The following is a 14,961-nucleotide window of genomic DNA, read 5'->3' on the forward strand; positions in this document are numbered from 1 at the left end:
GGGCGGGCCGCGGCGCCGCACCACAAAGGAAGACATGGGCAGACTAGTTGCGGTATCCAACCGCGTGGCCGACCCCCGCAACATCGCCGCGGGCGGGCTGGCGGTGGCGCTGGGCGAGGCGCTCAAGGCCACCGGCGGCGTCTGGTTCGGCTGGAGCGGCAAGATCGTGGAGACCGCGCAGGGCGGCACGCCGGGCGAGGGCGAGCTGCACATCCAGCAGGCCGGCAACGTCACGCTGGCCACGGTGGACCTGTGCCGCGAGGACCACGACGCGTATTACCAGGGCTACAGCAACGGCGTGCTGTGGCCGGTGTTCCACTACCGCATCGACCTGGCGGATTTCGATTCGGCCCACCTCAACGTGTACCGCCGCGTCAACCAGCTGTTCGCGCGCAAGCTCGCGCCGCTGCTGCGCCCCGACGACGTGATCTGGATCCACGACTACCACCTGATCCCGCTGGCGTCGGAGCTGCGCGCGATGGGCTGCGGCCAGCGCATCGGCTTCTTCCTGCACATCCCGCTGCCGCCGCCGCTGATCCTGGCCGCGATCCCGCAGCACGAGTGGCTGATGCGCGCGCTGTTCGCCTATGACCTGATTGGCTTCCAGAGCCAGCTCGATCTCGAGCATTTCTCGCGCTACGTGCAGCGCGAGGCGCAGGCCGAGCCGATGGGCGACAACCGCTTCCGGGCGTTCCACCGCACCGTGCGCGCGCAGGCCTTCCCGATCGGCATCGACGTGGACGAGTTCGCCGCGCTGGGCCGGGGCGACGAATCGCGCGAGACCTACGAGATGATGCGCGGCCAGTACGCCACGCGCCGGCTGCTGCTGGGCATCGACCGCCTCGATTATTCCAAGGGCCTGCCGCAGCGCCTGAAGGCGGTGCGGCAACTGATGGCGCAGTACCCGGAGAACCGCCGCAGCGCCACGCTGATCCAGATCGCCGCGCCCTCGCGCGAGACCGTGGACGCCTATGCCGACCTGCGGCGCGAGATGGAGGGGCTGTCGGGCGCGATCAACGGCGAGTACGGCGAGCTGGACTGGATGCCGGTGCGCTACATCCACCGCACCACCGCGCGCCGCCGCCTGCCGGGGCTGTGCCGCGCGTGCCGCGTGGCGCTGGTGACGCCGCTGCGCGACGGCATGAACCTGGTGGCCAAGGAGTTCGTCGCCGCGCAGGACCCGGACGACCCCGGCGTGCTGGTGCTGTCGCGCTTCGCCGGCGCGGCCGAGCAGCTGCGCGAGGCGCTGCTGGTCAATCCCTACGACATCAACGCCACCGCGCAGGCGATCCAGCAGGCGCTGCACATGCCGCTGGCCGAGCGCCAGTCGCGCCACCAGAAGCTGCTCGAGCGCATCCGCGCGCAGGACGTGCACTGGTGGCGGCGCGAGTACCTGCGGACGCTCTCGGAGTCGGACGGCAACTGACGGCGGGACGACGAGACGACGAGATGGCCGGGCGGCGCCGGCGCAGCGGCTGCCAGCCGGGCGTTCAGCCCGCCAGGTCGCCGGCCACGTCCACGTCGCGGAAGGCGCCTTCGTCTTCGGTCGGGATGCGGATCACCGGCTGGCTTTTCAGCAGCGCGCGCGCGCCTTCGTCGCCGTCGAGCGCGAGCAGCGCCTCGCGCCAGGCCGCGCCGAACCCCACCGGATGCCCGCGCCGGCCGTTGCGCCACGGCGCGGCGATGGCCCCGGGCGTGGTGACGGCCAGCGCCACCGCGCGGATCAGCTCCGCGGACAGCCACGGCATGTCGGCCAGCGCCACCACCCAGCCGCGCGCGGCCGGCGTGGCGGCGATGGCCGCGGCCAGCGCGGCGCCCATGCCGGCCTCGGCGGCCGGGGCCTCGAGCACGCGGCAGCCGGCCGCGCGCAGCTCGTGCGCCAGCGCCGGGTGGCCCGGGCGGATCACGGCCAGCGCGCCGGGCAGCGTGGCGGCCAGCGTGCGCGCGCTGCGCCCGGCCACGGTGTGGCCGTCGGGCAGCCGGGCGAGCAGCTTGTTCTGCCGGCCGCTGGCGTCGAAGCGGCGGCCGTAGCCGGCCGCCAGCAGGATGCCGGTGGGCGGCCCGGCGGCATCGGGCGCCGCCCCGCTCACGAGTCGACGCCGCAGGAGCTGGCCGGGTCGGCGGCCAGTTCGCGCGCGGCCTTGGCGCCTTCGACCTGGAGGATGTCGGGCAGCGAGACGTGGTTCTTGGCGGCCACCACCTCGGCCAGGATCGAGATGGCGATCTCCGGCGGCGTGCGGCTGCCGATATAGATGCCGACCGGGCCGTGCAGGCGCGCGAGCTGCAGGTCGTTGAGGTCGAATTCCTTGAGCCGCTCGCGGCGCGCCTGGTTGTTGCGGCGCGAGCCGAGCGCGCCCACGTAGAACGCGCGCGTGCGCAGCGCTTCCATCAGCGCGAGGTCGTCGAGCTTGGGGTCGTGGGTGAGGGCGATCACGGCGCTGCGCTCGTCGAGCTTCATCTCCGTCACGGTGTCGTCCGGCATGGTGCGCACCATCGTCACGCCGGGGATGTCCCAGGTCTCGGTGTATTCCTCGCGCGGGTCGCACACCGTGACCTGGAAGCCCAGCCCGACCGCGATCTGGCACAGGTACTTCGACAACTGCCCGGCGCCGATCACCAGCATGCGGTAGCGCGGGCCGTGGATGGTGAGCAGCGTGCGGCCGTCGAAGGCCAGGCCGTCGGTGGCCTCGGCGTGGCCGAGCGTGGCGCGGCCGCTGGCCATGTCCAGCGAGCGCGCCACCAGCCGGCCTTCCTCCACCGCGGCCAGCAGCTCGGCCAGCCCGCTGGCGGGGCCGAGCGGCTCCGTCACCAGTTCGATGGTGCCGCCGCAGGGCAGGCCGAAGCGGTGCGCTTCCTCGGCGCTGATGCCGTACTTGACGGACTCGGGGCGCGCGCCGGCGATGCCCTCGCGTCGCACGCGGTCGATGAGGTCATCCTCGATGCAGCCGCCCGAGACCGAACCGACCACCAGGCCGTCGTCGCGCACCGCCAGCATGGCGCCTTCGGGCCGGGGCGACGAGCCCCAGGTCCTGACCACCGTCACCAATAGCGTGCGGTGGCCTTCTGCCATCCAGCGCACGCTGCTTTTCAGGACTTCGAGATCCACGCTGTCCATGATCGTTTCCGCTTCGATTCACCGTTCTGTTCACCGGGCGCGCCGCCGTCGACGGCTGGCGCCCCATCCGTGGCGGTATCGTCCGCCGTTGTTGTCTCCCCCTGCGCCTGGGCTTCTGCCTGCGCCTGCGGGTCGCCGCCCAGCGCCGCCGTGAAGCGGTCGAAGAAGGCGTCGGCCATCTTGCGCGCGGCCGCATCCACCAGCCGCGAGCCGATCTGCGCGATCTTGCCGCCGACCTGGGCGTTGACCGTGTAGGTCAGCAGCGTGTGCTCGCCTTCGGGCGCCAGCGTCACGTGCGCGCGGCCCTTGCCGAAGCCGGCCGCGCCGCCCTGTCCGTCGAACTGGATGGTGTAGCTGTCGGGCGCCTGGATGTCCTGCAAGGCCATGCGTCCCTTGAAGCGCGCCTTGACCGGGCCGACCGCCGCGGTCAGCGCCAGCAGGTAGGCGTCGCCGAGGTCGCCGTCAGGCTCGATGCTCTCACATCCCGGGATGCACTGCTTGAGCAGGGCCGTGTCGTTGAGGGCTGCCCAGGCGGCCTGCTGCGCCACCGGCAATTGCCTGGTCTGTGTCATTTCCATGATGGGGCGGTCTCCTTGTCTTGTCTGCCGGGTCTTGTCTGCAACGGGTGCGTGGCGGGCGGCGCGTGGCGCGGCTCGGCCAGCAGCGCCTCGAGCGCGAACAGGCTGTCCAGGTTGTGGGCCGGGCGCAGCGCGTCCACGTGGGGCAGGATGGCCTGCACGCCACGCGCGCGCGGCGTGAAGCCGGCGTAGCGCAGCAGCGGGTTGAGCCACAGGATGCGGTGGGCGAAGCGGCGCAGGCGCGCCATTTCGGTCTCCAGCAGGCCGATGTCCTCGTGGTCCAGGCCGTCCGTGACCAGCAGCACGGTGGCGCGCCCGGACAGCGTGCGGCGCGCCCACTGGCGGTTGAACGCGGCCAGCGCGGCGCCGATGCGGGTGCCGCCGGCCCAGTCGCGCACCTGGCCGGCGATGGCTTCGACCGCCTCGTCCGGGTCGCGCTCGCGCAGCGCGCGCGTGATGTTGGTCAGGCGGGTGCCGAACAGGAACACCGAGAGCCGCTCGCGCGACTGCATCAGCGCGTGGCAGAAGTACAGCACCGCGCGCGAGTACTGGCTCATCGAGCCGGAGATGTCGAGCAGCAGCACCAGCGGCGGGCGGCGCTCGGCATGGCGGCGGAATTTCCAGCGCAGCCATTCGCCCTGCTGGCGCACCGCGAGCCTGGCGCTGGCGCGCAGGTCGGCGCGCGGCCCGCTGGCGGCGGCGCGCAGGCGGCGCGTGCGTTCGGTGGCCAGGCGCGCGTGGCGCGCGCGGATCATGTGCCGCAGCGCGCGCCATTCCTCGGCGCCGAGCGTCTCGAAATCGCGCTGCGCGAGCCGCTCCTGCGCCGAGAAGGTGAGCGGGGCGCCGAAGCGTTCCCCGGTTTCCTCGTTCTCCTTTTCGCGCCGGGCGGCCCGGGGCGGCTGCCGCGCGGCCAGCGCGTCGGCCAGGCGGTTGCCGCGCCGCGGCGGCGGCGTGCCCGCGTCCACGCGCGGCAGCAGCAGCGCGCGCAGCTTGCCTTCCCAGTCGGGGTCGCGCCAGAACAGGTCGAAGGCGGCGTCGAACAGGGGCCGCTGGTCGGGGCCGCCGACCATCAGCGCGGCCATCGCCGCGCGCACTTCGTCGCGCCGGCCGATGTCGACGTATTGCAGCGCGTCCAGCGTATCCGCCGCGTGCGCCGGCGACAGGCCGAAACCGGCGTCGCGCAGCAGCCGCACGAAGTGCGCGACGTTGCGCGCCAGCATGGGCAGGGCGCCGGCGGCGGGCGTGCCGGCGGGCGTGGCGTCGGGGTGCAGCCTGGGCATGGCTCAGCCTCCCGGCGCGCCGGCCAGCAGCTCGGCCACGGTGGGGCCGTCCACGCGGGCGAGGTCGTCCTGGTATTTCAGCAGCACGCCCAGCGTGTCGCGCACCGACTGCGGGTCGAGCTCGCTCACGCCGAGCGCGGCCAGCGCGCGGCACCAGTCGATGGCCTCGGCGACGCCGGGCGCCTTGAACAGGTCGATGCCGCGCAGCCCGTGCACGAAGCCGATGGCCGCGAGCTGCAGCGCGGCGGCGGCCTCGGGCGCGCGCGCGGCGACGATCTGCAATTCGCGCTCGCGCTGCGGATAGCCCATCCATTGATAGAGGCAGCGCCGCTTGAGCGCATCGTGCACCTCGCGCGTGCGGTTGGACGTGACCACGATCAGCGGCGGCTGTTCGGCCTGCACCACGCCGATCTCGGGAATCGACACCTGGTATTCGGACAGCACTTCCAGCAGGAAGGCCTCGAACGGCTCGTCGGCGCGGTCGATCTCGTCGATCAGCAGCACGCGCGGCATGCCGGGCGCGGCCGGGTCGGGCAGCAGCGATTCGAGCAGCGGGCGCTTGAGCAGGAAATCGTCGTGGTAGAGCGACTGCGCCTCGGGCCGCTCGCCGCGCGCCTCGGCCAGGCGCAGCGCCATGATCTGGCGCGGGTAGTCCCACTCGTAGAGCGCGCTCGACGCGTCCAGCCCTTCGTAGCATTGCAGGCGCAGCAGCCGCGTGCCGAGCGCGCCGGCGATGGCGCGCGCCAGCGCGGTCTTGCCCACGCCGGGCTCGCCTTCGAGGAACAGCGGGCGCTGCATGCGCAGCGCCAGGTAGAGCACGGTGGCGGTCTCGCGGTCGGCGAAGTATTGCTGCGCCTCCAGCAGGGCGGCGGTGTGGTCGATGGAGGTGGGGAGCATGGTGTTGGGGGCGCGGAGCGAGGCGGTGGGTTTGCGTGGGCCTGGTGGTGCTGCAGGCGCTGGCCCTCTCCCCCAGCCGCTCTCCGGCGTGCGGGAGAGGGGAGAAAACCGACGGTGCCTGCATTGCTGTCGGCGTGCTCCCCTCTCCCACTTGTGGGAGAGGGGTTGGGGGAGAGGGCGGGCGCCCGCCAGTGCGAAAGCGCCCGCGCGGCGTCAGCCGCCGCCGGCCTGCTCCACCGCCCGCGCCGCCAGCACCGGGATCAGGTGCGCGCGGTACTCGGCCGACGCATGCAGGTCGGCGTTCAGCCGGCCCGCGTCCACCGTGACCGCGCGCGCCGCCGCCGGCGTGAAGCTGGCCGACAGCGCCTGCTCCAGCGGCGCGCAGCGGAACACGCTGTCGGCCGCGCCGGTGACGGCCACGCGCACCGCGTTGCCGAAGCGCGCCACCATCACGCCGACCAGCGCGAAGCGCGAGGCCGGGTTGCGGAACTTGACGTAGGCGGCCTGCCCGGGGACGCGGAAGCGCACGGCGGCGATCAGCTCGTCGGGCTCCAGCGCCGTCTCGTAGAGGCCCTTGAAGAAGTTGTCGGCGGCGATGTTGCGGCGGTCGGTCACCACCGTGGCGTCGAGCGCGAGCACCGCGGCCGGGTAGCACGCGGCGGGGTCGTCGTTGGCCAGCGAGCCGCCGAGCGTGCCCATCGCGCGCACCTGGCGGTCGCCGATGCCGCCGGCCAGCGCGGCCAGCGCGGGAATCGCCCTGGCCACTTCCGCGCTGGCGGCGACGTCGGCGTGGCGCGCGGCCGCGCCGATCACCAGCTCGCCGTTGTCCATGCGGATGTCGGCCATGCCGGCGATGCGCGACACGTCGATCAGCGCCGACGGCGCCGCCAGCCGCAGCTTCATCGCGGCCAGCAGGCTCTGGCCGCCGCCGAGGAACTTGGCGTCGGGGTCGCGCTTGAGCGCGGCCACCGCGGTCCTGGCATCCGCGGCGCGTTCGAAATGGAATGCGTACATGGTCTGCCTCCGGTTCAGTTGGCGCCTTGCGCGTGGTGGTCCGCCTGCCGGATCGCCTGCCATACGCGATGCGGGGTGGCGGGCATCTGGATGTCGCGCACGCCCAGCGGCGCGAGCGCATCGACCAGCGCGTTGATGAAGGCCGGCGGCGAGCCGATCGCGCCGGCCTCGCCGCAGCCCTTCACGCCGAGCGGGTTGTGCGTGCAGGGCGTGCCCTTGGCGGTCTCCACCGTGAAGTCCGGCAGGTCGGCGGCGCGCGGCATGGCGTAGTCCATGTAGGAGCCGGTCAGCAACTGGCCGCTGTCGTCGTCGTAGATGCACTGCTCCAGCATGGCCTGCCCGAGGCCCTGGCCGATGCCGCCGTGCACCTGGCCTTCGACGATCATCGGGTTGATGATGTTGCCGAAGTCGTCCACGGCGGTGAACTTGACCACCTGGCTCTCGCCGGTGTCGGGGTCCACCTCCACCTCGCACACGTAGGCGCCGGACGGGTAGGTGAAGTTGGTCGGATCGTAGAAGGCGTTCTCGTTGAGGCCCGGCTCGAGTTTGTCGAGCGGGTAGTTGTGCGGCACGTAGGCGGTCAGCGCGATCTCGCCGAAGGTCTTGCTGCGGTCGGTGCCGGCCACGCTGAACACGCCGTCCTTGAACTCGATGTCGGCGTCGGACGCTTCCAGCAGGTGGGCCGCGATCTTCTTGGCCTTGGCCTCGATCTTGTCGAGCGCCTTCATGATGGCCGAGCCTCCCACCGCCAGCGAGCGCGAGCCGTAGGTGCCCATGCCGAACGGCACGCGGCCGGTGTCGCCGTGCACGACCTCCACCGCGTCGAGCGCGATGCCGAGGCGGTCGGCCACCACCTGCGCGAAGGTGGTCTCGTGGCCCTGGCCGTGGCTGTGCGAGCCGGTGAACACGGTCACGGTGCCGGTCGGGTGGACGCGGATCTCGCCCACCTCGAACAGCCCCGCGCGCGCGCCCAGCGCGCCGGCGATGTTCGACGGCGCCAGCCCGCAGGCCTCGATGTAGCACGAGTAGCCCAGCCCGCGCAGCTTGCCGCGCTGCCTGGCCTCGTCGCGCCGCGCCGGGAAGCCCTTCACGTCGGCGAGCTCCTGCGCGCGCGCCAGGCACGGCTCGTAGTCGCCGGTGTCGTAGGTCAGGCCGACCGGCGTGGCGTAGGGGAAGTCGCGGATGAAGTTCTTGCGGCGCAGCTCGGCGGGGTCCATCTTCAGCTCGCGCGCGGCGGTCTCCACCAGCCGCTCGACCACGTAGGTGGCCTCCGGGCGGCCGGCGCCGCGGTAGGCGTCCACCGGCGCGGTGTTGGTGAACACCGCGCGCACCTCGGCGTAGATCGCCGGCGTGGCGTATTGCCCGGCCAGCAGCGTGGCGTAGAGGATGGTGGGCACGCTCGAGGAGAACGTGGACAGGTAGGCGCCCATGTTGGCCACCGTGTGCACGCGCATCGCCAGGAACCTGCCGTCGGCGTCGAGCGCCAGTTCGGCCTTGGTGACGTGGTCGCGCCCGTGCGCGTCGGTGAGGAAGGATTCCGAGCGTTCGGCGGTCCACTTGATCGGGCGCCGGACCTTCTTCGAGGCCCAGGTCAGCGCCACGTCCTCGGCGTACAGGAATATCTTGGAGCCGAAGCCGCCGCCCACGTCCGGCGCGATGATGCGCAGCCGCGACTCGGGCAGGCCGAGCACGAAGGCGCCCATCAGCAGGCGTTCCACGTGCGGGTTCTGGTTGGCGACGTAGACGGTGTAGCTGTCGTCCTGCTTCGTGTAGCTGGCATTGACCGCGCGCGGCTCGATCGCGTTGGGGATCAGGCGGTTGTTGACGATCTCCAGCGTGGTCACGTGGGCGGCGCGCGCGAACGCGGCGTCGGTGGCGGCGCGGTCGCCATGGCCCCACACGTAGCTGGTGTTCTCCGGCACGTCGTCGTGCACCAGCGTGGCGGCGGAGGCGGCCTGCGCGGTGTTGACCACGGCCGGCAGTTCTTCGTAGTCGACCTCGATCTTCTCGGCGGCGTCCCTGGCCTGCTGCAGGGTCTCGGCCACCACCAGCGCGACCTGGTCGCCCACGTGGCGGGCCTTGCCCTGCGCCAGCACCGGGTGCGGCGGCTCCTTCATCGGGCTGCCGTCGATGCTGTGGATCAGCCAGCCGCACGGCAGGCCGCCGACCTTGTCGGCGGCGATGTCGTCGCCGGTGAAGACGGCGATCACGCCGGGCGAGGCCAGCGCCTCGGCCTTGTCGATGGCGCGGATGCGCGCGTGCGCGTGCGGCGAGCGCACGAAGTAGCCGTAGCTTTGCTGCGGCAGCACGATGTCGTCGGTGTACTGGCCGTTGCCGGTCAGGAAGCGATAGTCTTCCTTGCGCCTGACCGGGGCGCCGATCAGGTGCTGGTGTTCGGGTGCGTTCATGGCGGGTCCCCTTACTCGGCGCTGGCGGTGGCGGCGCCAAGCATGGCGGCCTGGCCTTCCTGCACGGCGCGCACGATGTTGTGGTACCCGGTGCAGCGGCACAGGTTGCCGTCGAGCTGCTCGCGGATGGCGGCGGCGTCGGCCCCGGGCCGGGCCTGGACCAGGGCGGTGGCGCTCATCACCATGCCGGGCGTGCAGAAGCCGCACTGCAGGCCGTGGCAGTTGCGGAAGGCCTCCTGCATGGGGTGGAGCTGGCCTTCGGGGGCCAGCCCCTCGATGGTGGTGACGCGGGCGCCGTCCGCCTGCAGCGCCAGCAGGTTGCACGACTTGACCGCGCGGCCGTCCAGGTGCACGGTGCAGGCGCCGCACTGGGCGGTGTCGCAGCCGACGTGGGTGCCGGTGAGGCGAAGCTGGTCGCGCAGGAACTGGACGAGAAGGGTGTTGGGTTCTACCTGGGCCTCGACGGCGCGGCCGTTGACGGTCAGGCGGATAGGAATCGCCATGCTTGTCTCCATGTGGGTGGACACGTGCATGACCAGAGCCGCGAATCCCGACATGCTGCGCGGGACTGGCCACGACGCGTTACTGCCGTTTGGTGATGTTGCTGCTGACGGCTATTTCGTGATGTTGGTACTGCGGTGCTGCGGCTGCCTGTTGACGCTGCTGGTTGACGCTGTCCGCCGCGGCTGCCGGCCGATGCGGCCTGTCGCGATTCGCGGCAATCCGCGCCGCCGGTAAGATGCGTGCGGACGACGGCTGCTGGCGACCGCTGCGGACGACCCATGCAGACAACGCATGCGCGCGAACGTTTGCCCGCGGCCGGCTCTAACAGTTAATCACAAATCACCGGCGCCTGCCATGCGGGTTGCCCCCCCTGGGGCAGCCCGCGCGGCGGCGCGGAACCACAGGACCACTTTTGCCAATGGAAGGCTTCATCGACTGGCTGTTCGGCACCATCGCGCTGCCCAAGGTGGGGCTGCCGGCGATCTTCGTGGTCAGCCTGGTGTCGGCCACGCTGCTGCCGCTTGGCTCGGAGCCGGCGGTGTTCGGCTACATCAAGCTCAACCCGCACATGTTCTGGCCGGCCATCGCCGTGGCCACGCTCGGCAACACCGCCGGCGGCGCCATCGACTGGTGGCTCGGCTACGCCGCCAAGCTGGCGCTGGTGCGCTACCGCAGGCGCCGCCAGCAGCGCGCGCACGAGCAGGAGCACGCCGGGCACCGGCTCCATCCGCGCCACGCGCGCAAGCCGGCGCTGGACCAGCGCTATTTCCGCTGGATGCGCCGGCTCGGGCCGCCGACCCTGCTGGCGTCGTGGCTGCCGGCCATTGGTGATCCTCTGTGCACTTTGGCGGGGTGGCTGCGGCTGCCGTTCGGGCCCAGCCTGGTTTACATGGCGATCGGCAAGTTTCTGCGCTACCTTGCCATGACCGTCGCGCTGCTGACGGTGCCGGACAGCTTCTGGCACGGTATTGGTGCGGGCCTGCGCAGCCTGTTCTAGCGCGCGCCGGCCGGGCGGCGGCCGCCAGGCGAGGCCCGGCGGGGGTTCCAGGGGGGTATTCCATTCCCGCATGCTGCGGTGCGGCGAAAGCAGGCGTTGAAGTACAATTGCCCTTTAAAGACGATCCGGCGCACCGTCCCCGTGCGCTACAGGTAGCGGTCCCTCCCCATGAACGCCCCACTCGTGCTCGATGCCAAACTCGCCGCGCAGGATGCCCAGCCGCGCCTGCGTGAGATCCCCTATAACTACACGTCTTTCTCGGACCGCGAGATCGTCATCCGACTGCTGGGCGAGGAAGCCTGGCGCATCCTGCACGAGCTGCGCGGCGAGCGCCGCACCGGCCGCTCGGCGCGCATGCTGTACGAGGTGCTGGGCGACATCTGGGTGGTGCGCCGCAATCCCTACCTGCAGGACGACCTGCTCGAGAATCCCAAGCGCCGCCAGATGCTGGTGAGCGCGCTGCACCACCGCCTGTCCGAGGTGGAGAAGCGCAGCGCCGCCGACCGCGCCGAGCATGCCGAGCCGGCCGCCGAGGACCGCTCCCACCGCGTCGAGCAGCTGGTCAGCTTCGCCAAGCAGGCCATCGAGGACTTCAAGCAGGAGTTCGCCGACGCCTACGAGCTGCGCAAGCGCACCCAGCGCGTGCTGGGCCGCGTCACGCAGAAGGACAACATCAAGTTCGACGGCCTGTCGCGCGTCTCGCACGTGACCGACGCCACCGACTGGCGCGTGGAATACCCGTTCGTGGTGCTCACGCCGGACACCGAGGAAGAGATCGCCGGCATGGTCAAGGGCTGCTTCGAGCTGGGCCTGACCATCATCCCGCGCGGCGGCGGCACCGGCTACACCGGCGGCGCCGTGCCGCTCACGCCGATGAGCGCGGTCATCAACACCGAGAAGCTGGAGCAGCTCGGGCCGGTCGAGCAGAGCGACCTGCCGGGCGTGGCGCGCAAGGTCGCCACCATCTTCTCCGGCGCCGGCGTGGTGACGCGCCGCGTGGCCGACGCGGCCGACCGCGCCGGGCTGGTGTTCGCGGTCGACCCGACCTCGATCGACGCCTCGTGCATCGGCGGCAACGTGGCCATGAACGCCGGCGGCAAGAAGGCCGTGCTGTGGGGCACCGCGCTGGACAACCTGGCGTGGTGGCGCATGGTGGACCCGGAAGGCAACTGGCTCGAAGTCACCCGGCTGGACCACAACCTGGGCAAGATCCACGACGTGCCGGTGGCTTCGTTCGAGTTGAAGTGGTCGGACGGCAGCCGCGGCCCCGGCGAGAAGGTGCTGCGCACCGAGACGCTCGCCATCGAGGGCCGCAAGTTCCGCAAGGAAGGCCTGGGCAAGGACGTCACCGACAAGTTCCTGGCCGGCCTGCCCGGCATCCAGAAGGAAGGCTGCGACGGCATCATCACCAGCGCGCGCTGGATCCTGCACCGCATGCCGGCGCACGTGCGCACCGTGTGCCTGGAGTTCTTCGGCCAGGCGCGCGACGCGATTCCGAGCATCGTCGAGATCAAGGACTACCTGGACGTGGAGTCGCGCACGCCGGGCGGCGCCGTGCTGGCCGGCCTGGAGCACCTGGACGAGCGCTACCTGCGCGCGGTCGGCTACGCCACCAAGAGCAAGCGCAACGCCTTCCCGAAGATGGTCCTGATCGGCGACATCGTCGGCGACGACCAGGACGCGGTGGCGCGCGCCACCTCGGAAGTCATCCGCATGGCCAACGGCAAGAGCGGCGAAGGCTTCGTCGCGGTCAGCCCCGAGGCGCGCAAGAAATTCTGGCTGGACCGCTCGCGCACCGCCGCGATCGCCAGGCACACCAACGCCTTCAAGATCAACGAAGACGTGGTGATCCCGCTGCCGCGCATGGGCGAGTACACCGACGGCATCGAGCGCATCAACATCGAGCTGTCGATCAAGAACAAGCTCAAGCTGACCGACGCGCTGGAAGCGTTCTTCGCGCGCGGCAACCTGCCGCTGGGCCGCAGCGACGACGCCAACGAGATTCCCAGCGCCGAGCTGCTGGAAGACCGCGTGCAGCATGCGCTGCAGCTGCTGCGCGAGATCCGCTCGCGCTGGATCTACCTGCAGGACCACCTCGACACGCCGCTGGCCAGCGCGCGCGCCGCGCTGATCGGCCACGGCCTGGGCCTGCTCGGCCAGGCCTTCGAGGCGCGCCTGGCGCAGCAGCCGGACGCCACCGTGTTCCACCTGCTGCAGGACCGCACCATCCGCGTGTCGTGGAAGAACGAGCTGCGCGCCGAGCTGCGCAACATCTTCAACGGCGGCGAGTTCAAGCCGATCCTGGACGAGGCGCAGAAGATCCACAAGCAGGTGCTGCGCGGGCGCGTCTTCGTGGCGCTGCACATGCACGCCGGCGACGGCAACGTGCACACCAACATCCCGGTCAACTCCGACGACTACGACATGCTGCAGGACGCCCACCGCGCGGTGGCCCGCATCATGGCGCTGGCGCGCTCGCTCGACGGCGTGATCTCCGGCGAGCACGGCATCGGCATCACCAAGCTGGAGTTCCTGACGGAGGACGAGATCGGCGAGTTCCGCCAGTACAAGCAGCGCGTGGACCCGCAGGGCCGCTTCAACAAGGGCAAGCTGCTGCCCGGCGCGGACCTGCGCAATGCGTACACGCCGTCGTTCGGGCTGATGGGGCACGAGTCCATCATCATGCAGCAGAGCGACATCGGCGCCATCGCCGACAGCGTCAAGGACTGCCTGCGCTGCGGCAAGTGCAAGCCGGTGTGCGCCACCCACGTGCCGCGCGCCAACCTGCTGTACAGCCCGCGCAACAAGATCCTGGCGACCTCGCTGCTGGTGGAGGCGTTCCTGTACGAGGAGCAGACCCGGCGCGGCATCTCGATCAAGCACTGGGACGAGTTCTCCGACGTGGCCGACCACTGCACGGTGTGCCACAAGTGCGTGACGCCGTGCCCGGTCAAGATCGACTTCGGCGACGTGTCGATGAACATGCGCAACCTGCTGCGCAAGATGGGGCAGAAGAAGTTCAACCCCGGCACCGCGGCGTCGATGTTCTTCCTCAACGCCACCAGCCCGCAGACCATCAACATGACCCGCAAGGTCATGATCGGCTGGGGCTACAAGGCGCAGCGCCTGGGCCACGACGTGCTCAGGAAGCTGGCGAAGAAGCAGACCGCGCACCCGCCCGCCACGGTGGGCCGCGCGCCGGTGCAGGAGCAGGTGATCCACTTCATCAACAAGAAGATGCCGGGCAACCTGCCCAAGAAGACCGCGCGCGCGCTGCTCGACATCGAGGACAACGAGATCGTGCCGATCATCCGCGACCCGAAGCGGACCTCGCCCGAGACCGAGGCGGTGTTCTACTTCCCGGGCTGCGGCTCGGAGCGGCTGTTCTCGCAGGTCGGCCTGGCCACGCAGGCCATGCTGTGGCACGTGGGCGTGCAGACCGTGCTGCCGCCGGGCTACCTGTGCTGCGGTTATCCGCAGCGCGGCAACGGCCAGTTCGACAAGGCCGAGAAGATCGTCACCGACAACCGCGTGCTGTTCCACCGCGTGGCCAACACGCTCAACTACCTCGACATCAAGACCGTGGTGGTGAGCTGCGGCACCTGCTACGACCAGCTGGCCGGCTATGAATTCGACAAGATCTTCCCGGGCTGCCGCATCATCGACATCCACGAATACCTGCTGGAGAAGGGCGTCAAGCTCGAAGGCGTGACCGGCACGCGCTACATGTACCACGACCCGTGCCACACGCCGATCAAGACGATGGACCCGACCAAGCTCGTCAACGCGCTGATGGGCGGCAACGAGGGCGGCGGCAAGATCGAGAAGAACGAGCGCTGCTGCGGCGAGTCGGGCACGCTGGCGGTGAGCCGCCCGGACGTGTCCACGCAGATCCGCTTCCGCAAGGAAGAGGAGATGACCCGGGGCGCGGACAAGCTGCGCGCCGACGGCTTCGGCGGCGACGTCAAGATCCTGACCAGTTGCCCGTCGTGCCTGCAGGGCTTGTCGCGCTACAAGGAAGACGCCACGGTGCAGGCCGACTACATCGTGGTCGAGATGGCCAGGCACCTGCTGGGCCAGGACTGGATGCCCGAGTACGTGGCCCGCGCCAACGCCGGCGGCATCGAGCGGGTGCTGGTGTGATGGCGGCGAGCGCCGCGGGCGCCGG

At 71.0% G+C, this 14,961-nt stretch carries 12 protein-coding genes; 4 read left to right on the forward strand and 8 right to left on the reverse strand.

Annotation, left to right across the window (positions count from 1 at the left end; genetic code table 11):
• Positions 1-34: 34 nt before the first annotated feature.
• Complete coding sequence (gene otsA, locus ACWTPI_RS02605) at positions 35-1,426, forward strand: alpha,alpha-trehalose-phosphate synthase (UDP-forming) (protein WP_029044212.1); 1,392 nt, start codon at positions 35-37, stop codon at positions 1,424-1,426.
• Between the two features lie 64 nt (positions 1,427-1,490).
• On the opposite strand, the gene ACWTPI_RS02610 is transcribed toward otsA, so the two are convergent.
• From ACWTPI_RS02610 to ACWTPI_RS02645, 8 genes are all read right to left on the reverse strand, one after another.
• Entirely contained in the window at positions 1,491-2,090 is a 600-nt protein-coding gene (locus ACWTPI_RS02610) for a nucleotidyltransferase family protein (protein WP_454730900.1), read from the reverse strand.
• A complete protein-coding gene (locus tag ACWTPI_RS02615; protein WP_454730901.1) occupies positions 2,087-3,115 on the reverse strand; it encodes an XdhC family protein in 1,029 nt (342 codons plus the stop codon). Before ACWTPI_RS02615 ends, ACWTPI_RS02610 begins: the two co-directional genes overlap by 4 nt.
• Complete coding sequence (locus ACWTPI_RS02620) at positions 3,088-3,693, reverse strand: CoxG family protein (protein ID WP_059410454.1); 606 nt, start codon at positions 3,691-3,693, stop codon at positions 3,088-3,090. Before ACWTPI_RS02620 ends, ACWTPI_RS02615 begins: the two co-directional genes overlap by 28 nt.
• A complete protein-coding gene (locus tag ACWTPI_RS02625; protein ID WP_454730902.1) occupies positions 3,684-4,973 on the reverse strand; it encodes a vWA domain-containing protein in 1,290 nt (429 codons plus the stop codon). The genes ACWTPI_RS02620 and ACWTPI_RS02625 overlap by 10 nt, the downstream gene beginning before the upstream one ends.
• 3 nt (positions 4,974-4,976) lie before the next feature.
• Positions 4,977-5,870, reverse strand: coding sequence for an AAA family ATPase (locus ACWTPI_RS02630; protein ID WP_454730903.1), 894 nt, complete (start codon positions 5,868-5,870; stop codon positions 4,977-4,979).
• A gap of 213 nt (positions 5,871-6,083) precedes the next feature.
• On the reverse strand, positions 6,084-6,884 hold the full coding sequence (locus ACWTPI_RS02635; RefSeq protein WP_059410456.1) for an FAD binding domain-containing protein: 801 nt from the start codon (positions 6,882-6,884) through the stop codon (positions 6,084-6,086).
• Positions 6,885-6,898: 14 nt separating this feature from the next.
• Positions 6,899-9,292, reverse strand: coding sequence for a xanthine dehydrogenase family protein molybdopterin-binding subunit (locus ACWTPI_RS02640; RefSeq protein ID WP_454730904.1), 2,394 nt, complete (start codon positions 9,290-9,292; stop codon positions 6,899-6,901).
• Positions 9,293-9,303: 11 nt separating this feature from the next.
• On the reverse strand, positions 9,304-9,795 hold the full coding sequence (locus tag ACWTPI_RS02645) for a (2Fe-2S)-binding protein (protein ID WP_020205869.1): 492 nt from the start codon (positions 9,793-9,795) through the stop codon (positions 9,304-9,306).
• Between ACWTPI_RS02645 and ACWTPI_RS02650 the strand changes: the two genes are divergently transcribed.
• The 3 genes from ACWTPI_RS02650 to ACWTPI_RS02660 all read left to right on the forward strand — a co-directional run bounded on the left by ACWTPI_RS02650 (position 9,794) and on the right by ACWTPI_RS02660 (position 14,936).
• Positions 9,794-10,030, forward strand: a complete 237-nt coding sequence (locus ACWTPI_RS02650; protein WP_454730905.1) for a hypothetical protein — start codon at positions 9,794-9,796, stop codon at positions 10,028-10,030. The genes ACWTPI_RS02645 and ACWTPI_RS02650 overlap by 2 nt on opposite strands.
• A 184-nt stretch (positions 10,031-10,214) precedes the next feature.
• Positions 10,215-10,793 carry a YqaA family protein gene (locus ACWTPI_RS02655; protein WP_020205871.1) on the forward strand — a complete coding sequence of 193 codons (579 nt, stop codon included), beginning with the start codon at positions 10,215-10,217 and terminating at the stop codon, positions 10,791-10,793.
• Positions 10,794-10,961: 168 nt separating this feature from the next.
• The gene (locus ACWTPI_RS02660) at positions 10,962-14,936 is read left to right on the forward strand and encodes a DUF3683 domain-containing protein (RefSeq protein ID WP_029044214.1); all 3,975 of its coding nucleotides are present in this window, start codon (positions 10,962-10,964) and stop codon (positions 14,934-14,936) included.
• The last annotated feature ends 25 nt before the right edge of the window (positions 14,937-14,961 follow it).

Source organism: Cupriavidus ulmosensis (assembly GCF_977008105.1).